Source organism: Bifidobacterium [indicum] DSM 20214 = LMG 11587 (assembly GCF_000706765.1).
Lineage (GTDB): Bacteria > Actinomycetota > Actinomycetes > Actinomycetales > Bifidobacteriaceae > Bombiscardovia > Bombiscardovia coryneformis.
In genome coordinates this window covers 469,272-493,439 of the sequence record NZ_CP006018.1, presented here as the reverse complement: position 1 = coordinate 493,439, position 24,168 = coordinate 469,272, and the positions used below count along the sequence as shown (strand labels likewise).

The following is a 24,168-nucleotide window of genomic DNA, read 5'->3' as shown; positions in this document are numbered from 1 at the left end:
CAGCACCTACACCCTTGCACAGGCAAGCTTCTGCACCTTCGCCCACGCATATCGTCGGGCATGCTCTGCCCGTATATGGCCGAAATCGCCACGGAACAACAGTCACCATGATTACCCCTGACTACAGGGATGATCAGCTGCACGCAATGATTGCCAGTGGCTCACAAAGCAGCTTTCTCCTGTGCTAATCAGCCAATGCCACAAGAACCATCCGGATTACAACCATTGCCGCCAGTGGTATTCCCTTTGAGCCGGTCGCGCCAGTTTCCGTAACCCGAACTTCCCTGTAACGAAGGTGCGGGTTGCTGTGCCGGTGCGGGGATTGCCCAGCCGCCACCTCCGTTCTGCCCATAGGAGGGCCGATAGGATGAGGCCGTCTGTTGGGCGGCCTGTGCCTGCTGCCGTGCAGCTTCCTGGGCGGCCTGTTCTGCGGCCTGCTGGTCCGCCTGGGCCTTGGCCTGCATGGAGGCGTTCACTTGGTCGATGGCCGCCTGGAGAGGACCAACAGCATCCCGCCAGGCCTGTGCCTTGTCACCCTTGGTCTGCTCGGCCTGTCCGATGGCCTGTTGCAAAGCCTCGCGGGAGACGTTGTCCGCCACCTTCCCGTCGCTGTCGCCCAGCAGTCTGGAGGCCTCTTCCTTCTTCGCATCTAGGGCGGTGCGTGCGTCGTCCAGGTCCTTCGCGTCGCGGGAGGCCAGGACCGCCTTCGCGGCCTGGTCCAGTTCGCCGTACCGGCCGTTTAGACCCTCGGCCTTGTCGGCAGCAGCCTTCAGGTCCTGCGTCGTCATGGACGCGTCGCAGCCAAAGGTCTGCGGCCTGATACCGCCGGCGTTCTTCACGGCCCTGGCCATGGCGATCACCGTCTTCACGTCCTTGACCTGGTCGGAGCTAACCTCAGCCGCCTCCCGCCAGCGCGCCACCCTGGCGGCTGACCCGCCGGCCGGCCTCTCCAGAAGGGCCACAGCCCGGGAGCACCGCTCCGCCTCACGGTCATGGTCCCTGCCGGAAACCACCATCCAGGAGGCTACGCCAGTCACGACAAACACAACCACAACAACGGCCGAAACAACCGGAAGCAACCACCGAGGGCGACCCGACCCCTCGGCAGGGTCTGCATCATCCTTGCCCGGCGTCTGATTCGAACCGGCTTCCCTCACATCGGTCAGAATCTTCGAACCTTGCACATCCTCTTCCCCACTCATATCATCCCTTCTTCCTGAAACGTGTACGATGTCCTCTTCAGGGTGGTTTTCTGTATCGGTTCTAGTGAGTATTGGACCGGGAGAAGGGGTCGAAATTCGAATCCCTGTTGCGGACGTATTCCATTTCAGTGGTTGCCCGGTCCGCAGCATCAGGGCCGACCATGTCCTCAATGAAGGAGAGGGCCATATCGATACCGGCGGAGATGCCTGATGAGGTGCGGAAGTTCCCATCTACCGTCCAGCGGGCATCACGAATCCAGGTGACTCGATCACTTACACTGGTCACCCAGTCGAAGGCCAGGTCGTTCGAAGTCGCTCGGCGGCCGTCCAACAGGCCTGTGGCTGCCAGCAGGGCCGACCCTGTACAGACGGTCAGCACCTGTGAAGCTTCGGATGCAAGTTCTCCGAGCCTATCCAACCACCGACGGTCCTTGCTGAGGGGACGCGTGCCATCGCCACCGGGGATGAGGAGAATCCCACGATGGTCAATCTCGTTCGGTCCTACGGCGGAGACCGGAACATGACCAGCCCCACACACCACCTGCGGCCCATCCAGGCAGAAGAGCCGGTTTCGGACACCAGGGGTGTTGAAGAAAACCTCGAAAGGCCCGAAGACGTCGAGAGGTTCGAATTCCTCGAACAACAGTATGTTGATGTTCATATCCATTGGTTAGGCTCCTCGCGTCCGGTGTCCGCAATCAAGAAATCTGGACTTATGACTTCCTTGCCGTGGAAAAGACCTGCACCGAAACCGGCAGGTGCAACTTATGATTACCCTATCAAGCCTATGAGGCATAGTCTCTGGGCTGATATCCAATCTACCAAGCGGGGGGATGCTGGTCATGACAAGGAAACGGCTGACGGAAATGAGCAAGGAAGAACTATGGCGCTTGTTTCCCATTGAGCTTGTGGAGCACCAAGATGTGTGGGAGGACTATTACAAGGAGGAAGAAGAGAATCTGCTCAGCACATTGGGGGATGCAATCAGCAGGATCGACCACATTGGCAGTACCTCCGTTCCGGGGTTGTTGGCCAAGCCAATTGTGGATATCCTCCTCCAGGTAAGACCGAATACGGATATGAGGCGAATCGTTGAAGAGCTGGAAAGCGCGGGCTGGTTCGTCATGTACCAAGACATCAGTGGAGGCGAAGTCGACCTCAGCAAGGGGCTATACGGAAGACGGATTCGCCGACAAGGTCTACCATCTGCACCTTAAGCGGCTTGGAGATTGGGACGAACTGGTTTTCCGGGACTATCTCGAAGGTCATCCGAAAGTAGCAGCTGACTATGCGGCGCTCAAACTCGACCTGCTCTCAAAGTTCAAATACAACCGCCCCGCCTACACCGAAGCCAAAACAGACTTCATTCGTAATGTTGTAAAGCGGGCCAGGAACGACGAATAAGGGGCCGTGGTGGTGTAGAGAGCCGGCAGTGCATGCGGTCCCGCTTTGTGGGCGTAGCTTCACCTCAAGTACTGCCGGTCCGGCTCGCATCCTGTTTCCGGTATTATGGTATGCGGACTGCGCAAGAGTGCTGTAATTGACTCGCTGCAGGTCGAAGGGGATCAACAGAGGGGAAAGGCTCTGTCCATCATGGATGATGCAACAAAAAGAATGTCGAAAATCCTGACCAGTACGGTAAATCGAAAGTCAACGCCGTCATCGCCCTCTCCGGAGGAGCCTCAGGATTCAAAGCAGCCGTCAGAATCCGGGAAGAAGTTCCCGTGGGCCACTTCGCTTGTGGCTTTTCTTGTTGGTATAGGTGCAGCCTCATGCGGCGAGACAAAACCTACTGAATCTCATGAATACAAAAACCTGAGTGCCAAGTACTCCGATACCCAGAATGAACTTCAAAGAATGCGCATGGAGCTTGATAGCGCCAAGAGCGATTTGAAGACGGCCTCGCAGAAAGCGGATATGTGGGATAAGGAGCAGGAAGAGAAGAAGGCGGCAGAGGAGAAGGCAGCCAAGGAAAAAGCCGAGCAGGAAAAAGCCGAGCAAGAACGGGTCGAGCAGGAAAAGGCCGAGCAGGAAAAGGCGGCTCAGCAGGCCCAACAGCAGGCTCAGCAGCAAATTCAGCAGAGATCCCAGATGTCGGCTCCTGCGCCAGATACGTATGCGTACTATCAAAACTGCGATGCGGTACGAGCGGCTGGCAGAGCCCCTCTTTATGCAGGGCAGCCTGGGTATCGTTCTGCACTCGATCGCGACCACGATGGTATAGCCTGCGAATAACAGGTAAGGAAACCTGCATATTTCAGTCCGGTCACAGTGCTGCCGAGATTCCTCATGGCAAGTGCTCTGACCGGATTTTCCAGGCATTCAGGTTGCAGGGTTCACGGAGTGCCCCGTTTCCCAGAACACGGAGCCTCCCGACACGGGCGCCAGGCGTGGTACAGTAGTACGCGTTGCCCCGGTAGCTCAGGGGATAGAGCACTTCTCTCCTAAAGAAGGTGTCGTGCGTTCGAATCGCATCCGGGGCACTCTGAAGACTCAGGCATAACGAAATACCTAGCTTTGCTCTCTGCAACTAGGTCCTGACTACCTATTTCTGTACCCTTCTGGTTTACCTGACCCCATTCCGTCATGCGCCGGTAGATGGAATCGTCCATCAGGGCTTGTACTGAGGTGCCTAATTCATCGGCGATAAGGATTACATCCTTGAAAGATAAGCGGCCTGGTCTGTTGAGTTTGTATGACATTCCCGCCGTCGTGATATGGAAAAGCTTGGCGAGGCTCGTCTGATTAATGCTGGGAGAAGCGGCGAGCAGCATCTTTATGTTGAAACGAAGCACCTGGTCTTCATAATCTGCATGATCGTACGAGGTCTCTTGCACAGCCTCTATACTCGCGGTACTCATTGTGAATCACTCCACTCAATCTGCTTAACAGAACGAATTGCTCTTTATCATCTAAACACCTGGTTTGCACAAAGTCAAAATTTGCTCTACTGTTTAAATGTCAGTTAACAAGCAAAGTGAGCGGCTATGTCAAACATGTACCACTGGATGCAGAGTAGAGGCCTTTCTTATTCTGCTCTTGCCGGGATGCTGAACCAGACTCCTGTGAACGTAAGCAATAAAGTGCGAGGTAATACCACCTGGCAGCAAAGCGACTTGATTGCCCTTCATCGGTTATTCGGTTTATCGTCCGATTTTGTCATTGGCATTAGTGACAGCCCGCTAGCCAAAACTGACTGATATCAAAAGGAGCCCCTGGTTTGACGACCAAGAGACCTCCCATGAAATGTCAGCAGGCGCATCCGGTCGCTCCGCCAAGATTGTCTGGATGTACCTTCGGTCATTTCATCTACGGCTTCCTATCTGCATTAGACGGGAAGCCGTATCTCATACAGGCTGAAGAACCTTTGCCTTGTCGCAGAAGCCGAGAACAAAATCAGCAGAAAGGCCGAATTGCTTGTTCAATGTATGCAGCTCGTCTGCCTGCCAACTGACGCTCCATTTACTTTCTTGCAGACTGACGAGGAAGAGATACGAAGTATCCGAGCCAGAGCCCTGTAAGAAATATGCTGATCAGCTAGCCACTGCTTCATGTTCGTGTTCACGCCAGCATGTACTAGTTCATTCATATTGAACAACATAGTGTTGAACTGGAAGAAACGCAAGTTGTGATGTAAAGTGTTGCTATCACAAGGACATAGTAGAAGGAAGTGCAATGAGTTCAGTGCAAGAAATGGAAGTGACGCGACTCGATCCTAATCAGGTGGAGAACGTTATTTCCTTCAACGTAAAAGTCATGCTGACCGCCACCGGCAAGAGCCAGTCGAGCTTGGCGGATTACCTCGGAGTGCGCCGTTCCACCATATCCGTAAAACTGAGCGGGAAAACCCAGTGGTCGGTTCCTGATTTGGTCAATACAGCCAACTTTTTGGACACCACCCCCGAGGCGCTTATGGATGATTCCATGATGAAGACAATCAACAGGATGGGTATACAACAAGGTTCACTGACTCCGGCAGGGGCTGCAATGCCCAGGTATTTCCTTATGCCTGAGTCGTCAGAGTGCCCCGGATGCGATTCGAACGCACGACACCTTCTTTAGGAGAGAAGTGCTCTATCTCCTGAGCTACCGGGGCAACGCGTACTACTGTACCACGCCTGGCGTCCAGGTTGTGAGGTCCCGTGTTCAGTGAAGCTGGATAAGCACTTGCACTCTCGCGGAGCGTCCATACACTCACGCCTTGCCTTTAATTCAATGAAGGTCACCCACCGTTCTTCTTGCCGACCAAGAAGAACGGGAGACCTGTTTCACCTGGCATGTTCTTCAATTAAGACGGTATAGACATTCAACCGTTCAACCGGATATGGAGTCGTTAATCAGACATAGACCGCAATAAACTGATCCAAACACAAACCCGGTCAGAGTACTCGCCGCAAAGAACCTCGGCAGCACTCTGACCGGACTGAAATAGCCGGACTCCTTGTCCGTTATTCGCAGGCTATACCATCGTGATCGCGATCAAGTGCGGGGTGGTATCCAGGCTCCCCCGCATACAGGGGAGCTCTACCTGCGGCACGTACCGCGGCACAGTTCGGATAGACCACATTTGCATCCGGAGCAGGAGCCTGCATCTGGGCTTGCTGCCGTGCCGCCTGCTCAGCAGCCTGACGAGCTTGCTCCTGAGCCGCTTGTTCAGCTGCCTGCCGTGCCGCCTGTTCAGCAGCAGCCTGCTGAGCCGCCTGTTCCTGTTCGGCCCTTTCCCTGGCTGCCCGTTCCTCTTCGGCTTTCTTCTTTTCGGCTTTTTTCTTCTCGGCCTTCCTCTTTTCAGCCTTCTTCTTCTCCTTCTTCTTCTCCTTCTTCTTCTCGGAGTTCTTCTTATCAGCCTTCTTCTTCCCGGAGTTCTTCTTACCAGACTTCTTCTTTCCGGAGTTCTTCTTACCAGACTTCTTCTTTCCCGACTTCTTCTTATCAGCCTTCTTTTCGGCCTTCGCCGCTACCTGCTCCACGTTCCAGCTGTCTTCTTTATCAGAGGCAACTGCCAGATTAGTTTTGGCGCGTTCGAATTCCACGCGTGTTTCTTTAGGATCTTCCCTAGTTCCGACGTATTTGACACTCAGATCTTGGTGTCCCAGGGATTCCGTCGGTTTTGCCTCGCTGCAAGAAGCAGTACCTATAGCAAGGAGGATAGTTACAAGCACAGCTATCCACGAGGATTTCCTGCCTGATTTTGGCAACCGTTTGATTTCTTTGTTCCGCTCGGGCGGTGGTGTTGACTGCGTGCACTTCCGACTTACTGTATCGTCCTGAGCGGTCGGCAGCGTGGTTGTTTCATCATCCATGATGAGCGGAGTCCTTTCCCCTTTGTTATCCTCCTCACCTGCACAAGTCAATAACTACACTTGCGCAGTTTCGTATGCCATGATATAGCAAACGGGGAACGGCCTGGGCCAGATGCGGAACTCAAATCAGTCGAAGAACATCACTGCGCCCGCAAGTTACAGCAAGCGCACCACCGGTCCTTTACATGACCACGGACCCTTATTCGCCGGCTCTGGCCCGTTTTACAACAGTACGAGTGAAGGCGGTTTTGGCTTCGGTGTAGGCGGTGCGGTGTACTTGAACTTTGAGAGTAGGTCGAGTTTGAGCGCCGCATAGTCAGCTGCCACCTTCGGATGATTTTCGAGATAGTCCCGGAAAACCAGTTCGTCCCAATCTCCAAGCCGCTTAACGTACAGACGATAGACCTTGTCGGTGAACCCGTCTTCCGTATAGCCCCTTGTTGAGGTCGATTTCGCCTTGACTGATGTCTTGGTACATGACGAACCAACCGGCACTTTCCAATTTTTCAACGATTCGCTTCATATCCGCAGTCGGCCTTACCTGGAGGAGGTGTGGGGCAGGTCATGTTCCGGTCTCCGCCGTAGGACCGAACGAGATTGACCATCGCGGGATTCTCCTCATCCCCGGTGGCGATGGCACACGTCCCCTCAGCAAGGACCGTCAGTGGTTGGATAGGCTCAGAGATCTTTCATGCGAAGCCTCACATGTGCTGACCGTCTGTACAGGGTCGGCCCTGCTGGCAGCCACAGGCCTGTTGAACGGCCGCCGAGCGACTTCGAACGACCTGGCCTTCGACTGGGTGACCAGTGTAAGTGATCGAGTCACCTGGATTCGTGATGCCCGCTGGACGGTAGATGGGAACTTCCGCACCTCATCAGGCATCTCCGCCGGTATCGATATGGCCCTCTCCTTCATTGAGGACATGGTCGGCCCTGATGCTGCGGACCGGGCAACCACTGAAATGGAATACGTCCGCAACCAGGATTCGAATTTCGACCCCTTCTCCCGGTCCAATACTCACTAGAACCGATACAGAAAACCACCCTGAAGAGGACATCCCTCCCGTCAAAGGTACCCATAAAACACTGCCGACTCAGACTGAGTCAGAACAGAGCAGGCCGGTATCCGGTTCCCCGTTCGCCCGCTCCCCTAACGAGTGGTCTGGCGAACAATCAATTCAAGGGGAAGGGTGGTGCCTACCGGAAGACCGCCCTCAAGAAGAACGAGCAGCTGATCGACCATACGCTTGCCGATTTCTGCGAAAGGCTGGCGCATGGTGGTCAGGGGCGGTTCGGATATCTGGGCCAGGGGCTGATCATCGAATCCGATCACCTGCACATCGCCCGGCACGCTCTTGCCTCGCTCCCTCAAGGCCTGCATGGCACCGACAGCCATCAGATCCGACGAGGCGAAAATCCCATCCAGGTCCGGGGCACGGTCAAGAAGACGCAGGGCGGCGTCATGCCCGCTGTCCTTGGAATAATCGCCGTGCTCTATCCAGGCCGGCTCCCCCGTCATGTCCTTGACCACATCGCGATATCCGCGTACACGGGCCAGGGTGCCCGATGGCCCCTCAGGGCCGGCAATCATACCTATGGACCCTGCACCACGTTCAGCCAGGTACCGGGTGGCGCGGATGGCGCCACGGTAGTCGTCCACATGCACATAACTGGTGGAGTCACTGTCGACGCTGGGGTATTCGGCAACGACCACCGGCATCTCCATGGCATGCAGGGAGTGGATCAGCCCCTTGCGCACGCCGAGATGCCAGGCAACGAGAAGCACCCCGTCGACGTGCCCGCCGCGCAGGTATTTCAGGTTGCGCCTGTTCTCGTTTTCATTGTCGGTCGTCATCATGATCAGCGACATGCCCTTGCGGCCCAGCTCATCGGCTATGGACCTGAGCAGGGTGGAGAAGTTCGGATCCGCGAAGAGGAGCTCCTGGGGCTCCCCAAGCAGGAAGGCCACTGAATTGGAACGTCCTGTGGCCAGGGATCGAGCCCGCTCATTGGCCACATAATCGGTACGGTCGATGACATCCTGAATGCGCTTGGCCGACTCTTCGCTGACCCAGTGCCCGCCATTGAGGAAGCGCGATACCGTCGCCCTGGAGACCCCGGCCTCCTTCGCGATATCCCTGATGGTCATCGGCTTGTCCCGCATACCCCACCTTTCCTGCACCGACCGGATGTCCCGGCAAACATGCGAAGGCCCCTCGCTCCACCCGAGCAAGGGGCCATCTTATGATACATCCCGCAAAAAGGTCAGTCGGCGACGGCCTTGGCTGATTCCGCGGCACGCACGACCTTGGTGTCAGAGCGCATCAGGGAGGAACCAAGCAGGATGAGCACGGCGATGACGACGGCCAGCACCAGGTAGGCGTGCTTGAAGCCCATGGAGGTGATCATCACACCCATGCCGATCGAGAAGATGGAGACACCGATCTGTTTGGCTGTGCCGAACCCGTACATATAGACCGTGGCTGACATCTTCTTATCGAAGATCCTGGTGATGTACTTCATGACCGAAACCAGCATGAAGGGCATCTCCAGGGAGGCAAGCAGACGCCAGAAGATCAGCATGGGAACGCTGGCGATGAAGGCGCAGCCCAGGACCCTGATGAAGAGGATGGAACCGTAGATGATCAGGCCGGTCTTGGCACCGATCTTGTTGATCAGAGCGGGCATGAAGAGCATGAAGAAGGCCTCAAGCAGGATCTGCACCGACACGACCTTGGCGAAGAGGGCTTCGCCCTGGGCCAGGTTGCCCATGTTGGATTCGACGAACATCTTCGAGAAGTAGTTGGCGAACTGCTGATCGAACACGTCATACATGGTGGCGGAACCGATAACCAGCAGGACGAGACCCCAGAAGCTGCGGTTGCGCCAGGTGTTGCGGGCGAAGTCCTCCTTGGTGATCTCCAACTCCTCCTTGTCGCCCACTTCGGTATCGTTTATACCCTCGGCGCGCTCCATGGCGTCCTTGGGCACCTTGACCAGACTGAGGAGGACGATCAGGACGGCGCCGCAGAAGGTCATGCCCCAGAAGATGGATGAGGGGTTGGCCGAGTACATGTACCCGCCCACGAATGAGGCGCAGGCACCGGCGAGCGAACCGAAGAGTCGGGCGTGGCCGTACTCGAAGTCATAGGCGCGGGACGAACGTTCGTTGTAGGCCTCGACAATACCCACTCCGCCGTTCAGACAGAGGCTCAGATAGGCACCGGCCACGATTGCGCCGAGAATCTCGTTGAAGTGAATCAGCGGAAGGAAGACCCAGTTGAAGAGAGGCCCCACGAACAGTATGCAGATGACCACGAAGTAGAAGAGGTTCTTGCGAAGGGCCAGTTTATCCTGCAAGGGACCGAAGATGGGCTGCAGGATCAGGGCCCCGACGGCTGCAATCGTGTTCAGCATGCCGATGTGGGTGGCATTCATGCCGGCGGTATCCTGCAGCCACATGGGCAGGAACGTGGCCGACAGCTGCCAGGTGGCGAAATAGAAGAAGAACAGAAGACCGAAGTTCCAGAATACTGGTCTGCGTAGTGATTTCATGATAATCTCATCTGCCTTTTGACATTGAAGTATTGGTTGTTATCAGTGGGGACGGCCCGGCGGACCGCCCGCCTGTACATCGGGGAACTACTCGTGCGAACCGTCCGGGGGAAGAACCTCGGTGGTGGTGGGGGTCCAGCGGGACATGGCCTCGGGCTTGCCGAAAATCGGACCTTCCGTACCCCAGGAAATGGTCTTTGCGCAGGCCTGCCGATTGGGCTCATAGAGCGGATCGCCCACGATTTCGGTGTAGTTGCGTACGTGGTAGACCATGACGTCGGTCACGCCGTCTTCCGCCTTGGTGAAGGAGTTATGACCCGGCCCATACATATGGGCCTCGGCATTGGTGGTGAAGACCGGATTGGGAGACTTGCTCCAGGAGGCCGCGTCGAGCAGGTCGGCATCCAGGTCGGCGGTGAGCATGCCCATGGCATATTCGGGGCCGGTGCCGGAGGCCGAATAGGTGATGTAGATGCGGTCACCATGGGTGATGACCGCGGGTCCCTCGCAGACCTTGAAGCGGATGCACTCCCAGTCGTATTCGGGCTTGGCCAGCATGACCGGGGTCGTGGCCAGGGTCCAGGGGTTCTCCATACGGGCGATGTAAAGGTTGGAATGACCGGGAATATCGAGGTCCTGCTGACCCCAGACCAGGTACTGGCTCCCGTTGAGTTCGAAACTGGTGGCGTCCAGGCTGAAGGTATCCATACCGGTCTCCACCTTGCCGCGCTCGACCCAGGTTCCCGTGGTCGGGTCCTCGGCCTCGTTTTCCAGGCAGAATATCCGATGGTTGAAGGTGTCATCGGACTGCCCGTCGTTGGGAGCGGCGCCGAAGTAGATGTACCACTTGTTCTGAATCCTGTGCAGCTCCGGAGCCCAGATCAGGTGGCTCATGGGACCGGTCTCATGCTTCTCCCAGATCACGACCTCCTCGGCCCGTTGCAGGTCCTCCAGTCTCGAGGCCTTGCGCAGGGCTATCCGATCGAACGCCGGGTATGAACCGGTGAAGTAGTAAGTCCCCTTATACCGTATGACATAGGGATCCGCCCTCTGTAGGACGATGGGATTGGGTATCTCCGCCATTGGTTTCCTTTCTGCGCCTTCGCATGAATCTCTCGACCGTCCACTTTAGGACTCTGCGGTCCAACTTCACTGTGACCGGTCTCAGTCTGGAATTATATACACTCCGAACCCGGCAGGCAAATCGGATTGATCAGGTCGCCCCCTCACACCAACCCAGGCGCAACACTCCCCTGCCAATCCACGGAATCTTATATGATGACTGCATTGTTATCGCTAACACACAAAACCATATACAATGGTCCCATATCGAACAAAGGAGTGAGTTATGGCTGGTTTGGCTGATTTTTCGTCTGAGGTGCGTGCCGAGGTCAAGCAGGTGCGCGAGCAGGTCGCCACCCTGCACGAACAGCTGCTCAAATGGAACCTGGTCGTCTGGACCGCGGGCAACGTCTCCCAACGCCTCAGGACCGCCGACCTCATGGTCATCAAACCCTCGGGGGTGCGCTACGAATACCTCACCCCCGCCTCCATGGTCGTCACCGACCTCGAAGGCAACGTCGTCGACGGCACCGAGGCACCGTCCTCCGACACCCTCTCCCACGCCTACATCTACCGGCACATGCCCGACGTCCACGGCGTCGTCCACACCCACTCCACCTACGCCACCGCCTGGGCCGCCACCGGCCGCAGCATCCCCTGCGCCCTGACCATGATGGGCGACGAATTCGGCGGCGACGTCCCCGTCGGACCCTTCGAACTCATCGGATCCGAAGCCATCGGCAAAGGCGTCGTCGACACCCTCGCCGACCACCCCGGATGCCCCGCCGTCCTCATGCGCAACCACGGCCCCTTCACCATCGGCAAGGACGCCGAGGACGCCGTCAAGGCCGCAGCCATGACCGAAGAGGTCGCCCACACCGTATGGGCCGCCGAACAGATAGGCACCCCCATCCCCATCCCCGCCGACGACATCACCAAACTCAACAACCGATACAAGAACATCTACGGACAACACTAACCACCACGGGCCGGCCGAAACCAACACCACACGGAAAACGAGTGCACCGAATCGGCGAGCTCACATCACCGGCCAGAAGCCTCACTGGTCTGAGTGGTGAGGAAATCCCAATCACCCGACTGCCCAGCCTCCTTACCGGCTGTGACGATCAGCCCGTGGTACTCCTTCATCTCAGTAAGCGTGAAATCGTCCAGGTCGATGAACTCCCCCTGGTGGCGCAGGGCCTGGTCGTAGTTCCTCCAAGACGCCAAGTCCAGAGCGCGCAGCATCCGGAGAGCGTAGGCATCCCAGATGAAGCACTTTTGCCCAAAGGCATACAGTCGGATTACATCCGCGGTTTCATTTCCGATGCCAGGCAGGGCCAGGAGTTCCTCCCTGAGATCCGGATCACGGCTGGGCATCATGTCAGGTTCGGTATAACCCCGGTTCACGAGCCAAGAGGCAAGGCCCTTGAGTGCGCGGCTCTTGGACTTCATGAACCCACTGGGTCGGACGATGCAGGCCAGCTCTTCCTCGGAAACCTGCGCCAGGGCCCCCTGGCTGAGCAGACCCGCAGCCTTGAGCCCACGCAGGGATGTATCGACATTGCGCCAGGCAGTGTGCTGGACCAGGATGGCACCTGCCATCATCTCGAAATGGGATTCCGCCGGCCACCAGTCCTGCCTTCCGAATCTCTTGAGCAGGAGCTTATACAGCTGCCTGGCGGCTGTGCGGTCCTGATTCATCGAGGAAACCATGGGCATGCCCCTTCCGAGGACTCTCACAATCCTCACTACAGCCGGTTCGGGCATAGAAGATGCCGTCGTCACCCATGTATCTTATCGATAGTCGATGGGTCGCCGAACGCCTCGGAATCGTCACGACCCCACTTCAGATGTCGAAGGCCTCCTTGGCCAGTTTGGACACGGTGTCACCGCTGAGTTCGGCGGCATCGTTCTGGCACTGGTTGATCCTGCCGAAGAGCTTGTCGGCATCGTTGTATGAGAGAGGCTTACCGATCTCCTTGGAAAGGTCGACCAGTTCGTCGATGGTTTGCAGCTTGCTCATCCTGTCCACCAAGGTCATTTCGTCCATATCCCACTCCTTTGTATGCGGCAACACAATGCCGAAGGCTACTTCCATTTCCAGTTCTAATCACTTCAACCGCTCTTGTAAAACACCGAAACACCTTCACCTTCTAAGTACACCCGGCACCGGTGCCCAGAAGCAGCCATACAGTTGTGCGGATACACCCTCCCCGACCAGGGCCGGTTTGGCTCCTTGAGCATGGAAAAACGAAGGCCGAAGACCTCACGTTCAGCCTGGTTAGCAGAAGGGCCTGAAACCGGACGGTTTCCTCCCGGACAGAAGACCTGTGGATACAATGGCATTCAGCCAAGCGGGCGCCAGTCCCGAACAACCAGAGAAAGGCCAATGATGACTATTGCGAACCACGAAGGTGTTTCCGCCGCCAGTCTCGGCCTGCCGGCCACATCGGCCATCCCCGAAGCCAAGAGCCACCTGCCCGCCCAGGCCTTCATTACCAAGCCCCCGGCATCATCCAGGCTGAGGCAGCATTTCACCACAAAGGTTGATTCGATTACCATGCTCTCGCTCCTGCGCCCCGCCACAACAGGCCTGGCGGACGGAATCAGATGCCACGAGGTCCTGGTCATGGCCATCGGTCTGAAAAGTGAGGATGTACCGGTCGATGTCCTGGACCGCATCGCCTCTCTACGCTCCTCAGGCATCATCTTCGTCTGCATCCATCCCTCGGAGGGGAAGACCGCCTGCACCATGGCCCTTCGCCGCGCGCTCCCGACCCGACCCGGCCATCAGCAGGAATATGCGACGCACCTGGGCCGGACCCAGACCATCGATGAGGCCAGACTCAAGGTCAGTGGATCCACCATGGACGACCTTTGGGACAGTCTCTGCGCCCAGGTAATCCTGGGAACCACGGACGGCGGGGATCTGGACCAGCGCATCGCCAAACGCGAGCGCATCACCGCCCTGCTCAACGAGGAGAGCAAACTTGCAGGAGACCATGGGCGGGCAAAATCCACCCAGGACCGCAATGCGATCTATGCCAAGCTCCACAAGGTTCGTGCCGAGCTCGAAGAACTTCAGAGCGAGTAAGCCCGGGGGCAGGGGAACGACAGCCGCCACCGGGTATGGCAAGGGGGTGTCGGATGCAGCTGCACATCCGACACCCCCTTCCGATTCAGGTAGGCATGAGGGACGGGACCCGACCCACGACGCCGAGCCGCTCAGTCGAAATCGGTGATGACGGAACGGATGACCTCGCCCTTAACCAGCTGCTTGTAGGCCTCATCAATCTGGCTGAGCTTGATGTGCTGGCTGACGATATCGTGCATGTTCAGCCGCCCGTCGACGGCCAGGTCGGCATACATGGGAATGTCGTGCTTGATATTGGTCGATCCCATCCAAACACCCTTGAATCCACGCTGATGCACCAGGAGATCAGCCGGGTTGATTTCCAGGGAAATCGTGGCATCAGGCTTGGCCAGACCAATCGGGAAGGCAGTGCCTCCGACGCCGAGCATGTCCCAGGCCTGCTTCATGGTCGATTGCAGACCGATGGCCTCGAAGGCCTCATCCACGCCGCCGTCGGTGAGTTCACAAACCTTGGCGACCGGGTCTTCGTTCTTGGAGTTGATGACATCGGTGGCGCCGAACTTCCTGGCGAATTCCAACTTGTTGTCGAACACGTCGATGGCGATGATTCTCTTTGCACCGCAGATGCTGGCACCGGAGATGATGTTCAGACCGATGCCGCCGGTTCCGATCACAGCCACGGTATCGCCCGGGCGGACGTGGGCCGTATTGATGGCCGCCCCGGCACCGGTGATGGTGGCACACCCGATGCAGGCGGCCTCGTCCCACTTGACCTGGTTGTTGACCACAGCCAACTGGTTCTCGTGAATCAGGGCTTTTTCAGCAAACCCGCCAGTACCGAAGGCCTGGGTGATGGGCCGACCGTCGGGGAAGGACAGGCGGGGCTTCTCCCCCTCGCCACGCACGCACTCCTGCTGCTGGGTGCAGGACTGGGGCTGACCCTTGAGGCAGTTGGCGCAGTGTCCACAGACCTGCTCAAGGGAGGCCACCACATGGTCGCCCACCTTGATTCCGGACACTTCGGGCCCCACGGCCTCCACAACTCCAGCCACCTCGTGGCCGATGACTGCCGGGAAGGGGAAGAACTTGTCATCATCCTCAACCAGGTGGAGGTCGGAATGACACAGGCCGGAAGCCTTTACATCCACCAGCACCTCCGCACCGATGGGGTCGTCGATGATGATCTCCTCGGGCTGAGCGAATCCCTTACCGATACCATAGGCCACCGAGGCCTTGATCTTCTGAGGCATATCGTCTCCTTAGTCAACTACGTATGCGCCGGCTTCCCGTCGGCGCGAAACATGGTACATCGTGTCAGCAACGCTGCTTGTGTGCTTATTCCCGCAAGCGAACTTAACCCGCCAGCACACTCTAATTCTATCTCGCCGGCTCCGGCGGACCGTCATTACCGACCCCGGCGTTTATGGGAAGACACACTCCCCCGAACCCCGGGAATCGATGCATCGCCCGGTAGCGCCAACCCCATCCCGAGGGTTGCGGGAACTCAACCATCATCGGTATTTTCCGATGCATCCGTGCCATCCGATTGACCCGCGGGGCCCATCACCTACTATGGAATCATGTGCGGAAGATTCTCGGCGGCTTTTGACTATTCCAGCCTGGCAGAGCAGTACCAGGCCCAGCGGGCACCGAATCTTCCCAAGTCGTCTTGGAACATCGCACCCGGGGCGACGATTGCGATTATCGCCCAGGACAGGAACGGCATCCGCCACCTCAATCCTGCCAGGTGGGGCCTCATACCATCATGGTCCGTCAGCGACCATCTGGATTACCCGACCCACAATGCCCGGGTCGAGACGGCCCTGACCAAGCGGACCTATGCCGATGCGGCACGATGCCAACGAGCCATCATTCCTGCAAGCGGCTATTACGAGTGGACCAAGGACCACCGGCCCTTCTATTTCCAATCCCCGGATAAATCGCCTTTGGCCATTGCGGGGCTCTATTCCTGGTGGCGCGAGGATGAGCACTCCCCCTGGCTGCTGACAGCCACCATCCTGACAACCCAGGCCGAGGGTGAGGCGGCACTCGTTCACGAGCGCATGCCCCTGCTGATTACCGAGGCAAACGCGGATGAATGGCTTGACCCCGATCTGGATGGTTCGGACGTATTCCCCCGGGCCATGGATCTGGGGCGGAAATCGTCGGCCGGACTTGTCCAGCACCAGGTCGCTCCCCTCAAGGGCGACGGGCCTCAGCTGACTGACGACATCTCACTCAGACTGTAAGGCGAATCCCAGCTCCTCGGCGGCTTCGGTCGGTATGGGATCAAAAGCCCAGTACTCACTCAGGTTGTCGTCCGAGGAGAGACTGCGGATCTCGGCCTGGTCGATGTAGACCTCCCCGGATAGATGGTCGGTCTCGTGTTGGAAGATACGGGCCGGCCATCCGTGCATGGTTTCCTGATGGTTCTTGCCCGTCTCATCCTGCCAGTTGGCGGTGATGTCGAGCCAGCGGCTGCGCACGGCCTGGTACCCCTCCAGGGAAAGGCAACCTTCGTAGAAGGACGTCCTGGCGTTCCCCACAGGCTCATAGGAGGGGTTGATGATGGTCCTGAAAGGCAGTTCGGCAATCTCCCGGGGGTCGTCTTCGTCATCGCGTAGGTGGTCTTCGACCACCGCAATGGCCAGACCCAGGCCAATCTGCGGAGCTGCCAAACCCACTCCCGGGGCATCCAGCATCGTCCTACGCATGACCTCGACCAGTCGGCTCAGGGTCTTCTTGGAGAGCTGCCCGGTATAGGGTTCGGTCTTCTGACGCAACACAGGCTCCCCCATCTGGACGATGGGCAGGATTCCCCTCCTCCCGGCATCCGAGAGCAGGGCATCGACCTGATGATTGAGGGCGGTGTCGATTTTGGCGTTTCTTCCGAACATGGCGGCCTTTCCTGGATTTCAGACAGACGGGCGATTACCCGGTCCGGACTTCAGAGGGATAGCTCCTCGGCAACCACTTTGGCCAGCCGGTCGCAGACCTGATCGGCCTGTTCCTGGGTGGCGGCCTCGGCCATGACCCGGACCAGGGGCTCGGTGCCGGACGGGCGTAGAAGCACCCTGCCGGTCGCGCCCAGCAGCTCCTCTTCACGTTCCACTGCCGCCTGGACCTTGGCATTGGTCCTGGCCGCGTTCTTGTCCACACCGGGCACGTTGATCAGCTGCTGGGGCAGTTGGGGAAAGTCCGCGGCCAGCTCCTTGAGGCTCCGACCCGAGCGCACAACCTCCTTGGCCAGGGTCAGAGCGGTCAGAGTGCCGTCACCGGTGGTGGCGAACTCCCTGTTGATGACGTGGCCGGACTGCTCCCCGCCCAGGGTGTAGCCTCCACGGAGCATCTCCTCCAGCACGTACCGGTCGCCCACGCCGGTCTGTACCGTGACGATACCCATCTCTTTCAGGGCCAGTTTGAGCCCGAGGTTGCTCATGACCGTGACCACCAGGGTATCGTTGGCCAACTTGCCTTCACGTTGTTTGGCCCTGGCCAGAATGCCCATGATCTGATCCCCGTTGACCAGGGTACCGTCTTCATCGACCGCCAGGCAGCGGTCTGCATCCCCGTCGAAGGCCACCCCCATGGTCGCGTCCGAAGCCCGTACCATGGCCTGGAGCTGCTCGGGGTGTGTGGAACCCGCATGCTTGTTGATGTTGTAACCGTCCGGGGAGGCATTGATGACCACCACATCGGCACCCGCCCTGCGCAGGGCCTCGGGGGCCACCACCGAGGTGGCACCGTTGGCGCAGTCGGCGACGATGCGCAGACCGTCCAGGGGTTTGGTCTGGGTCTTGTCGGGGTTGATGGGCGCCACCGCCTCGACCAGGTGGTCGATGTACATGTTGGTGGCCGTCACCGTGTCGTGGGAAACCCGGCCCACCCCCTCACCCGTCGGACGCTCCCAGTCCTGCCCGAGGACGGACTCGATCTGATCCTCCTTGGAATCCTGAAGTTTGAAGCCACCCCGTGCAAAGAACTTGATTCCGTTGTCGGGCATTGCATTGTGGGAGGCCGATATGACCGCGCCCATCTCTACGTTGAGGACACTGGTCAGGTAGGCGATGCCCGGGGTCGGAATGATACCGACGTCAATCACATCGAAGCCGCCTGCCGACATACCCGCCGCCAGGGCGGAGGCCAGAAAGTCACCGGAAACCCTAGTGTCACGCCCAATCAGGGCACGCCTGCGCCCTTCCGTCTTGTCGGCACCCTTGCCCAGGACCCGTACGGCGGCATCGCCCAGATCCAAGGCCAGCTGCGAGGTCAACGCCCTGTTGGCCAATCCGCGAACACCATCGGTTCCGAATAATCTTGGCATCTCATTCCTCCGACTCCGTGTGCAGGTTTCCGGAGCCTGCACATCTCCACGCGATAGGTTAATTATGGCCCCTACCCTGACGGGCCGGTTCCGGGCGGGTGGGTTTGCACACCACTTCCACCGGAAAGGAAAGGGCCGGCCCCGATACACAGGGAGCCGGCCCGAATCCTGGATTCAGTCGTTCCGCCTCAGTTGCTCGTTGTAGGAGCGAACCTTGAGGAAGCGCCGGGATGCTGCCGTGTTCTGGGCAATCATGCCGCGCAGGGCCTTGGGCGCATCCTGGTGGGAATCCAGCCAGGCATCACCGGCCTCGACCAGGGCACGGGGGTCGGCCGATGACGGGTAGAGGCCTCCGGCCGAGAGCGGATTGAGCAGGGTCTCCGCAATATGGAAGGTCTTGTGTTCCCAGATCCAATCCACAGCCCCGAAGAAGCGGTCCACGTAGGGATCGAAGAGGCTCTCCTGACCGGAACCGGAGAACCCGTCAGCCACCGCCCCGATCTGGGAGTTGGTCAGGTCCTGGTTATTCAGGGCCTGGTCCCATGCCCAGTCCTTGGCCTTGGCGGTAGGCAGGGCGGCACGGGCCCCCATGGCGAACTCCCGGTTCTCGGTGGTGTCATGGCGGGAGAGTTCCTGATCGATCTCCCCATCGGCCAGGAGGTCGTGGGCGGCCAGGGCATGGATGATAACCCACCGGGTGTTGTTGTCGATTTCCAACCCTTCCAGCTTCAGATCACCACTCAGGAGCCCACGGGCCGTCTCCTCGAAATCGGGATCGTCTCCATAGCCCAGGTAGGCGCGAACCAGCTGGAACTGCTCATCCGATCCGGGCTCCGCCTTCCGAGCCAGATCCCAGAGCGACTGGGCAACGAGCTGGAGCATGGGCTGCCTGCGCCGCCCGGCCACAAAGTGATGGGCTGCGGTCGAAATCTGCGAAAGGGCATAGCGGAAGGTGGTGGACTGGTGCTCGGTTGCCAGGGCCTTGAGGCTGAGTCCAATGAAGCGCTCGGCGGGGAACTCTGCATCCCGGGTCATGTCCCAGAGGCTCAGCCAGATGACTGCCCTGGTCAGACGGTCCTGGACCCGGTAGAGGTTCTCGGACACGAAGTCCAACGATGCCTGATCCAAGCGAAGCTTGGCATAGGTCAGGTCGTCATCGTTGATCAGGATCAGGGCTGGACGCTTCCTGCCTTGGGCGGCGGTCACCTCGGTATGGCCGCCATCCACGTCCAGTTCGAACCGATCCGTGCGGACGACCCGGCCTTGATCGTCCAGGTCATAGAACCCGACGGCCAGGTGGTGCGGACGCAGAACAGGATGGTCCTCGGGGGCTGTCTGGTCGATGGCCATGGAGGTGATGACCCCGTCAGCATCGGTCTGGACCTTGCTGATCAGGGTGGTGATGCCGGCCTCTTCCAGCCAGAGCTTGGACCAACGCCCCAGATCACGACCACTGGTCTTCTCCAGCTCTGCCAGGAGGTCATTGAGTGTGGCGTTGCCATAGGAATTGGAAACCAGGTACTGGTGAATGCCCTGGAAGAACTGGTCACGCCCCACCCAGGCCACCAGTTGCTTCAATACGGAGCCACCCTTGGCGTAGGTGATCCCATCGAAGTTGACTTCCGTATCGTGCAGGTCGTTGATGGGAGCCACCACCGGATGGGTGGTGGGCATCTGATCCTCGGTCAGGGCCCAGCTCTTCTCGCCGGAGCAGAAGGTGGCCCAATCGTCGCTCCACTCGCTGGCCTCGGCGGTGGCCAGGGTCGACATGAACTCCGCGAAGGACTCGTTCAGCCAGAGGTCATTCCACCACTTCATGGTCACCAGGTCACCGAACCACATGTGGGCCAGCTCATGCAGGACGGTCTCGACACGGCGGTTGATCTGGGCTCCCGTGGCCTTGGATTCAAAGATATAGGAGTCGCGGAAGGTCACCAGGCCGATGTTCTCCATGGCTCCGGCGTTGTACTCCGGCACGAAGACCTGGTCGTACTTGGCCCAGGGGAAGGGCAGGTCCCAGGTTTTGGCGTAGAAGGCGAATCCCTTCTTGGTCACATCGAAGAGGTAGTCGACGTCTTTGGCCAGGGAGTCCTTGAGGGCCTGGCGGCAGTAGAGGCCCATGGGGATGGTCCGACCGTCCTCGTTGGAGTACTCGCTGGTCCAGGAGGCATAGGGTCCGGCGGTGAAGGCGGTCAGGTAGGAGCTCATGACCGGGGTCGTTTCGAACACCCACCGACGGCAGGATTCACTCTTGCCGCCCTCCAGGGTGCCGGGGGCGGTCTCCTGGTCGAGGGCCTCCTCGCTCACGGCGGGCATGTTGGAAAGAACCTGCCAGGAGGCGGGGGCCGTCACGGTGAAGTCGAATGTGGCCTTGATGTCGGGCTGGTCGAACACCCCGTATACGCGGCGGGCATCCGGCACCTCGAACTGGCTGTACAGGTAGACGTTGCCGTCCGATGGGTCGACGCTGCGGTGGAGGCCTTCACCGGTGCGCGAGTAGACGCACAGGGCCGTGACCTTGATCTGGTTGTGCTCCTTGAGCCCGGCCAGTTCGATACGGCTGTCGCGATAGACCTGGGCGGGGTCGAGACCCTCCCCGTTGAGTTCGATCGCGCTCACTTCATCGGCAATCAGGTCAAGGAAGGTCGATTCCCCCGGCTTGGCATCGAAACCGATGGTGGCCTGGGAAAGGAAGGTCCTGGGGCCCTTGGTCAGATCCAGGGCGACCTGGTAGGTGACATTCGATACGACGGTTGCGCGTTCTTCTGCTTCCACACGCGTCAGATTGGCTCCGGGCATGGTTTCCTTTCACACATACGGTTGATGCCGACGGCCTCTCGGGACTGGCAACGGGTGCACAGACGCCAGGGCCGGGTCTTGGGTACTCAGAACAAGTCTAATCAATGCCCCTGAGCAGGAAGACACCCGCCGGTTTTTCTCCGAGCACGGAACTTCGCGGCCTGCGGTACCTTAGGAACTCAACCGGGGGAATACCCCGGCAGACAAAGGACTTGTCATGATAGATCGGGGAGCCGCACCCGGTCGGACGGTTTTGCAGGCGGATGGAGAGAAGGACCATGAGGGGTATCAGGGCAGCCGGCGCCTCGATCCGGACACCATGCCGCCATCACCGCCGGCTGGCGGACGAGAGCTCAGCGGGCACAGTCTCGGCCGTTGCACCCCACACCGGCGGATTCAACCTCCACCAGCTCAACCTGCTCTGTCAGTACTCCTATGGGGTTGCACGAGGAGACGGACTGACCCACGTCGGCAGGCATCGGTTCCTGGACCAATCTCTGGGTTTCTACTGGGTGATTCGCTCCCACTACTGTGCCGGCAATGGGTTCGAGGGCATGGTGACCACACCTGACCGTCAGGGACGCCCCGACTACCGCCACCTGACCGTGGTCTTTGCCGGCACCAATCTGAGGGACGACACTTCGAGAGACATCCTCGCCGCCCTGACCACCTTTCTTGTTCCCTTTCCCCTCCCCTGGTCCCAGATCGGCGAGGCCAGGGCCATGGCCGACGATGCCTTGGGACTGGCCCGGAAACAGGTGGGAACGTCTGCCACAATCCTCTTGACCGGTCACAGCATGGGCGGCGGCCTGGCCCTGATGCAGGCAAACCGGCTCGGTATGCCGGCCCGGGCCTTCTGCGCCGTAGATCCCTGGAGGGCGATGGACCGACACCAGCGAACCCTGATCGAGACCCACCGCGCCAAGGGGCTCCTGCAGGATTACCGCCTGACCAACGACCTGGTAACAGGAACGGTCAACCATATCCTGACCGGTTGCGCCGACCGGAGCGCAAGAATCATCTGGTGCGGACGGGGTGCCGGTGGATTCAACCACTGGCTGAGCCATTTCACCTACGACGCGAACGGCAACCCTGTCGCAAACCCGGCCAGGAGGGCGTGAGGTCCTGATTGCAGACGCCCAGACCGGGAAGCGAAGAAGCTCCACCCCGGCGGCGCACAGAATTGACTTCTAGAAAACCCCTATGGTATCGTCGTTTATAGAAACGTTTCGACGACGATCGTAAGAATCGACAGCGAGGTGAAGATGCCTGGCGCAAAGGTTGCATAGCGATGAGGGCCCCGGTCACCCAGGACCGGCCCGATCAATCGGATACCAAACCGAACTTACGGAAACAATGCCGATTTTTGCAATCGAAACGTTTCTACTGCTGGTCGGACCAGTACGACCGGCCCGGAAAGGAAATGAGGAGAAATATGAGAATCAAGAAAGCGTTGGCGACCCTGTTGGTGGCCGCCTCGGCAGTGACTGCCCTGACCGGCTGCGGAGGCGGCGGGGAGCAGAAGGACGACAAGAAGCCCGAGAGTATCTCCTTCTGGTACTACGACAAGGACACCGCCGCCCAGACCATGGCCTGGCGTGAGGCGGCAGCCGATTTCACGAAGAAGACCGGTGTCAAGGTCAAGTTCGAGGTGAAGTCCTTCGCCCAGATCGCCCAGAACAGCAGCCAGTTCCTCAATTCCGACCAGGCCCCCGACATCATGGAGTCCAACAGGGGCAACGGCAGCGCCGGCATGCTCTCCTCCATGGGGCTCCTGACCGACCTGGGACCCTATGTCGAGAAGTACGGCTGGGACAAGAAGGTCACCGAGGCGGACGCCTCCATGGCCAAGTATGACGAGAAGGGCGTCATGGGCGGAGACACCTGGTACGGCGCCCCCAACTACGCCGAGTACCAGCGGGTCTACTACAACAAGGACATGTTCGCCAAGTACAACATCAAAGAACCCACCACCCTGGCCGAGTTCGAAGACGCCTGCCAGAAGTTCAAGGATGCCGGAGTGACCCCGATCGCCGCCGATGCAGGCGAGTTCGGAGTGCTGTGGCTCTGGTGGCAGCTGGTTTCAACCAAGGCCGACAAGGGCTTCATCCAGGACTGGCAGATGTACAAGCACGAGGTGAACTGGAAGGACGAGTCCCTGACCTACGCCACCAAGACCCTGAATGACTGGCTCGACAAGGGCTACATCTCCCGCAACGCCACCGGCCTCAAGGCCGAGGACACCACAACCTCCTTCATCAAGGGCGAATACCCGATATACCAGACCGGCACCTGGAACCAGGGGCGTTTCGTGGATCAGATCAAGGGATTCGAATGGGATGCCTCCATCCTCCCGGGATCCAAGTTCGCCCAGGGATGCACCGGCAACCTCCTGACCATCCCCGAGAAGAGCAAGAACAAGGATCTGGCGGCCCAGTTGATTGACATGGTCCTCTCCAAGAAGGAACAGAACGGCATTGCCAAGCACGGCGGAATTCCGCTGGCCGCAGACAACGACAGCATCGACAACCCCAAGAACAAGGCCATGGCCGAGGAGTACGCCAAGTTCTCCAAGGAGAATGCACTCTCCTACTACCCCGACTACCCCGCCTCCAACCTGACCGACGCCATCCCCGCGGCCCTCCAGGAACTGGTGAACGGAACCAAGACCCCTGACCAGACCCTGGAAGCCATCAAGGATGCCTATACCTCGGGTGTCAAGGACATGGACGTCAAGGACTAGTTCAAGCAATCCAATCACCTTCAAATCCGGACGGTGCCTTCCAGACCGGAAGCACCGTCCGTCTTTCCAGTATCAACTAGCTTCAA

The 24,168-nt window shown here is 58.9% G+C and carries 22 protein-coding genes and 2 tRNA genes; 10 read left to right on the top strand and 14 right to left on the bottom strand.

The features are described from left to right. Positions 1–188: 188 nt before the first annotated feature. Both BINDI_RS07080 and BINDI_RS01775 read right to left on the bottom strand, forming a co-directional pair. The gene (locus tag BINDI_RS07080) at positions 189–1,202 is read right to left on the bottom strand and encodes a coiled-coil domain-containing protein (protein ID WP_052108667.1); all 1,014 of its coding nucleotides are present in this window, start codon (positions 1,200–1,202) and stop codon (positions 189–191) included. Positions 1,203–1,263: 61 nt separating this feature from the next. Next, complete coding sequence (locus BINDI_RS01775) at positions 1,264–1,869, bottom strand: DJ-1/PfpI family protein (protein WP_202805352.1); 606 nt, start codon at positions 1,867–1,869, stop codon at positions 1,264–1,266. Positions 1,870–2,035: 166 nt separating this feature from the next. Between BINDI_RS01775 and BINDI_RS07735 the strand changes: the two genes are divergently transcribed. From BINDI_RS07735 to BINDI_RS01760, 4 genes are all read left to right on the top strand, one after another. Further along, positions 2,036–2,419 carry a GrpB family protein gene (locus BINDI_RS07735; protein WP_367401670.1) on the top strand — a complete coding sequence of 128 codons (384 nt, stop codon included), beginning with the start codon at positions 2,036–2,038 and terminating at the stop codon, positions 2,417–2,419. Then, positions 2,343–2,606: a GrpB family protein gene (locus BINDI_RS07705; protein WP_202805350.1), complete on the top strand. Its 264-nt coding sequence runs from the start codon at positions 2,343–2,345 to the stop codon at positions 2,604–2,606. The genes BINDI_RS07735 and BINDI_RS07705 overlap by 77 nt, the downstream gene beginning before the upstream one ends. 189 nt (positions 2,607–2,795) lie before the next feature. Then, a complete protein-coding gene (locus BINDI_RS07275) occupies positions 2,796–3,437 on the top strand; it encodes an excalibur calcium-binding domain-containing protein (protein WP_081962148.1) in 642 nt (213 codons plus the stop codon). 175 nt (positions 3,438–3,612) lie between these two features. Then, positions 3,613–3,685, top strand: a tRNA-Arg gene (locus BINDI_RS01760). 1,540 nt (positions 3,686–5,225) lie between these two features. On the opposite strand, the gene BINDI_RS01755 is transcribed toward BINDI_RS01760, so the two are convergent. The 3 genes from BINDI_RS01755 to BINDI_RS07730 form a co-directional block, all read right to left on the bottom strand. Next, positions 5,226–5,298 (bottom strand) — tRNA-Arg (locus BINDI_RS01755). A 352-nt stretch (positions 5,299–5,650) separates the two neighbouring features. After that, positions 5,651–6,502 (bottom strand): excalibur calcium-binding domain-containing protein, encoded by an 852-nt coding sequence (locus BINDI_RS07075; RefSeq protein WP_148301959.1) that lies wholly within the window; start codon positions 6,500–6,502, stop codon positions 5,651–5,653. Positions 6,503–6,724: 222 nt separating this feature from the next. Next, the gene (locus BINDI_RS07730; protein ID WP_158332583.1) at positions 6,725–6,997 is read right to left on the bottom strand and encodes a GrpB family protein; all 273 of its coding nucleotides are present in this window, start codon (positions 6,995–6,997) and stop codon (positions 6,725–6,727) included. Between BINDI_RS07730 and BINDI_RS01745 the strand changes: the two genes are divergently transcribed. Next, on the top strand, positions 6,967–7,527 hold the full coding sequence (locus BINDI_RS01745; RefSeq protein WP_081830750.1) for a DJ-1/PfpI family protein: 561 nt from the start codon (positions 6,967–6,969) through the stop codon (positions 7,525–7,527). The genes BINDI_RS07730 and BINDI_RS01745 overlap by 31 nt on opposite strands. 125 nt (positions 7,528–7,652) lie before the next feature. Here BINDI_RS01745 and BINDI_RS01740 read toward each other — a convergent pair whose 3' ends face one another. The 3 genes from BINDI_RS01740 to BINDI_RS01730 form a co-directional block, all read right to left on the bottom strand. Then, positions 7,653–8,666 carry a LacI family DNA-binding transcriptional regulator gene (locus tag BINDI_RS01740; protein WP_033491782.1) on the bottom strand — a complete coding sequence of 338 codons (1,014 nt, stop codon included), beginning with the start codon at positions 8,664–8,666 and terminating at the stop codon, positions 7,653–7,655. Positions 8,667–8,767: 101 nt separating this feature from the next. Beyond that, positions 8,768–10,057 carry an oligosaccharide MFS transporter gene (locus tag BINDI_RS01735; protein ID WP_033491783.1) on the bottom strand — a complete coding sequence of 430 codons (1,290 nt, stop codon included), beginning with the start codon at positions 10,055–10,057 and terminating at the stop codon, positions 8,768–8,770. 87 nt (positions 10,058–10,144) lie between these two features. After that, on the bottom strand, positions 10,145–11,140 hold the full coding sequence (locus BINDI_RS01730) for a glycoside hydrolase family 43 protein (RefSeq protein WP_033491785.1): 996 nt from the start codon (positions 11,138–11,140) through the stop codon (positions 10,145–10,147). A 265-nt stretch (positions 11,141–11,405) separates the two neighbouring features. On the opposite strand from BINDI_RS01730, the gene BINDI_RS01725 reads away from it, so the two are divergent. Further along, a complete protein-coding gene (locus BINDI_RS01725; RefSeq protein WP_033491800.1) occupies positions 11,406–12,098 on the top strand; it encodes an L-ribulose-5-phosphate 4-epimerase in 693 nt (230 codons plus the stop codon). Between the two features lie 65 nt (positions 12,099–12,163). Here the strand turns inward: BINDI_RS01725 and BINDI_RS01720 are convergent, their stop codons facing one another. Together BINDI_RS01720 and BINDI_RS01715 are read right to left on the bottom strand one after the other, a co-directional pair. Continuing rightward, positions 12,164–12,835 (bottom strand): endonuclease III domain-containing protein, encoded by a 672-nt coding sequence (locus tag BINDI_RS01720; RefSeq protein ID WP_237742957.1) that lies wholly within the window; start codon positions 12,833–12,835, stop codon positions 12,164–12,166. 133 nt (positions 12,836–12,968) lie between these two features. Next, on the bottom strand, positions 12,969–13,172 hold the full coding sequence (locus BINDI_RS01715; protein WP_033491604.1) for a hypothetical protein: 204 nt from the start codon (positions 13,170–13,172) through the stop codon (positions 12,969–12,971). A gap of 339 nt (positions 13,173–13,511) precedes the next feature. On the opposite strand from BINDI_RS01715, the gene BINDI_RS01710 reads away from it, so the two are divergent. Next, on the top strand, positions 13,512–14,216 hold the full coding sequence (locus BINDI_RS01710) for a DUF4391 domain-containing protein (protein ID WP_033491602.1): 705 nt from the start codon (positions 13,512–13,514) through the stop codon (positions 14,214–14,216). Between the two features lie 131 nt (positions 14,217–14,347). On the opposite strand, the gene BINDI_RS01705 is transcribed toward BINDI_RS01710, so the two are convergent. Beyond that, positions 14,348–15,466 (bottom strand): zinc-binding dehydrogenase, encoded by a 1,119-nt coding sequence (locus BINDI_RS01705; protein ID WP_052109092.1) that lies wholly within the window; start codon positions 15,464–15,466, stop codon positions 14,348–14,350. A 330-nt stretch (positions 15,467–15,796) separates the two neighbouring features. On the opposite strand from BINDI_RS01705, the gene BINDI_RS01700 reads away from it, so the two are divergent. Next, positions 15,797–16,465 carry an SOS response-associated peptidase gene (locus BINDI_RS01700; RefSeq protein WP_033491600.1) on the top strand — a complete coding sequence of 223 codons (669 nt, stop codon included), beginning with the start codon at positions 15,797–15,799 and terminating at the stop codon, positions 16,463–16,465. On the opposite strand, the gene BINDI_RS01695 is transcribed toward BINDI_RS01700, so the two are convergent. From BINDI_RS01695 to pepN, 3 genes are all read right to left on the bottom strand, one after another. Next, positions 16,451–17,113: a peptide deformylase gene (locus tag BINDI_RS01695; RefSeq protein ID WP_033491598.1), complete on the bottom strand. Its 663-nt coding sequence runs from the start codon at positions 17,111–17,113 to the stop codon at positions 16,451–16,453. The two genes, BINDI_RS01700 and BINDI_RS01695, sit on opposite strands and share 15 nt — an antisense overlap. A 50-nt stretch (positions 17,114–17,163) precedes the next feature. Next, the gene (gene glmM / locus BINDI_RS01690) at positions 17,164–18,540 is read right to left on the bottom strand and encodes a phosphoglucosamine mutase (protein WP_033491597.1); all 1,377 of its coding nucleotides are present in this window, start codon (positions 18,538–18,540) and stop codon (positions 17,164–17,166) included. Positions 18,541–18,714: 174 nt separating this feature from the next. Continuing rightward, complete coding sequence (gene pepN, locus BINDI_RS01685) at positions 18,715–21,339, bottom strand: aminopeptidase N (RefSeq protein WP_033491596.1); 2,625 nt, start codon at positions 21,337–21,339, stop codon at positions 18,715–18,717. A gap of 278 nt (positions 21,340–21,617) precedes the next feature. Between pepN and BINDI_RS01680 the strand changes: the two genes are divergently transcribed. Both BINDI_RS01680 and BINDI_RS01675 read left to right on the top strand, forming a co-directional pair. Then, complete coding sequence (locus BINDI_RS01680) at positions 21,618–22,460, top strand: alpha/beta hydrolase family protein (protein ID WP_033491594.1); 843 nt, start codon at positions 21,618–21,620, stop codon at positions 22,458–22,460. A gap of 314 nt (positions 22,461–22,774) precedes the next feature. Beyond that, positions 22,775–24,082, top strand: coding sequence for an ABC transporter substrate-binding protein (locus BINDI_RS01675; protein ID WP_033491593.1), 1,308 nt, complete (start codon positions 22,775–22,777; stop codon positions 24,080–24,082). Positions 24,083–24,168 lie beyond the last annotated feature (86 nt).

What these genes read in the sequence shown, in the direction of transcription:
- BINDI_RS07080 (WP_052108667.1), bottom strand. Translation starts at nt 1,202, where the DNA reads ATGAGTGGGGAAGAGGATGTGCAAGGTTCGAAGATTCTGACCGATGTG.
- BINDI_RS01775 (WP_202805352.1), bottom strand. Translation starts at nt 1,869, where the DNA reads ATGGATATGAACATCAACATACTGTTGTTCGAGGAATTCGAACCTCTC.
- BINDI_RS07735 (WP_367401670.1), top strand. Translation starts at nt 2,036, where the DNA reads ATGCTGGTCATGACAAGGAAACGGCTGACGGAAATGAGCAAGGAAGAA.
- BINDI_RS07275 (WP_081962148.1), top strand. Translation starts at nt 2,796, where the DNA reads ATGGATGATGCAACAAAAAGAATGTCGAAAATCCTGACCAGTACGGTA.
- BINDI_RS07075 (WP_148301959.1), bottom strand. Translation starts at nt 6,502, where the DNA reads ATGGATGATGAAACAACCACGCTGCCGACCGCTCAGGACGATACAGTA.
- BINDI_RS01745 (WP_081830750.1), top strand. Translation starts at nt 6,967, where the DNA reads ATGTCTTGGTACATGACGAACCAACCGGCACTTTCCAATTTTTCAACG.
- BINDI_RS01740 (WP_033491782.1), bottom strand. Translation starts at nt 8,666, where the DNA reads ATGCGGGACAAGCCGATGACCATCAGGGATATCGCGAAGGAGGCCGGG.
- BINDI_RS01735 (WP_033491783.1), bottom strand. Translation starts at nt 10,057, where the DNA reads ATGAAATCACTACGCAGACCAGTATTCTGGAACTTCGGTCTTCTGTTC.
- BINDI_RS01730 (WP_033491785.1), bottom strand. Translation starts at nt 11,140, where the DNA reads ATGGCGGAGATACCCAATCCCATCGTCCTACAGAGGGCGGATCCCTAT.
- BINDI_RS01725 (WP_033491800.1), top strand. Translation starts at nt 11,406, where the DNA reads ATGGCTGGTTTGGCTGATTTTTCGTCTGAGGTGCGTGCCGAGGTCAAG.
- BINDI_RS01720 (WP_237742957.1), bottom strand. Translation starts at nt 12,835, where the DNA reads ATGGTTTCCTCGATGAATCAGGACCGCACAGCCGCCAGGCAGCTGTAT.
- BINDI_RS01715 (WP_033491604.1), bottom strand. Translation starts at nt 13,172, where the DNA reads ATGGACGAAATGACCTTGGTGGACAGGATGAGCAAGCTGCAAACCATC.
- BINDI_RS01710 (WP_033491602.1), top strand. Translation starts at nt 13,512, where the DNA reads ATGATGACTATTGCGAACCACGAAGGTGTTTCCGCCGCCAGTCTCGGC.
- BINDI_RS01705 (WP_052109092.1), bottom strand. Translation starts at nt 15,466, where the DNA reads ATGCCTCAGAAGATCAAGGCCTCGGTGGCCTATGGTATCGGTAAGGGA.
- BINDI_RS01700 (WP_033491600.1), top strand. Translation starts at nt 15,797, where the DNA reads ATGTGCGGAAGATTCTCGGCGGCTTTTGACTATTCCAGCCTGGCAGAG.
- BINDI_RS01695 (WP_033491598.1), bottom strand. Translation starts at nt 17,113, where the DNA reads ATGTTCGGAAGAAACGCCAAAATCGACACCGCCCTCAATCATCAGGTC.
- glmM (WP_033491597.1), bottom strand. Translation starts at nt 18,540, where the DNA reads ATGCCAAGATTATTCGGAACCGATGGTGTTCGCGGATTGGCCAACAGG.
- pepN (WP_033491596.1), bottom strand. Translation starts at nt 21,339, where the DNA reads ATGCCCGGAGCCAATCTGACGCGTGTGGAAGCAGAAGAACGCGCAACC.
- BINDI_RS01680 (WP_033491594.1), top strand. Translation starts at nt 21,618, where the DNA reads ATGAGGGGTATCAGGGCAGCCGGCGCCTCGATCCGGACACCATGCCGC.
- BINDI_RS01675 (WP_033491593.1), top strand. Translation starts at nt 22,775, where the DNA reads ATGAGAATCAAGAAAGCGTTGGCGACCCTGTTGGTGGCCGCCTCGGCA.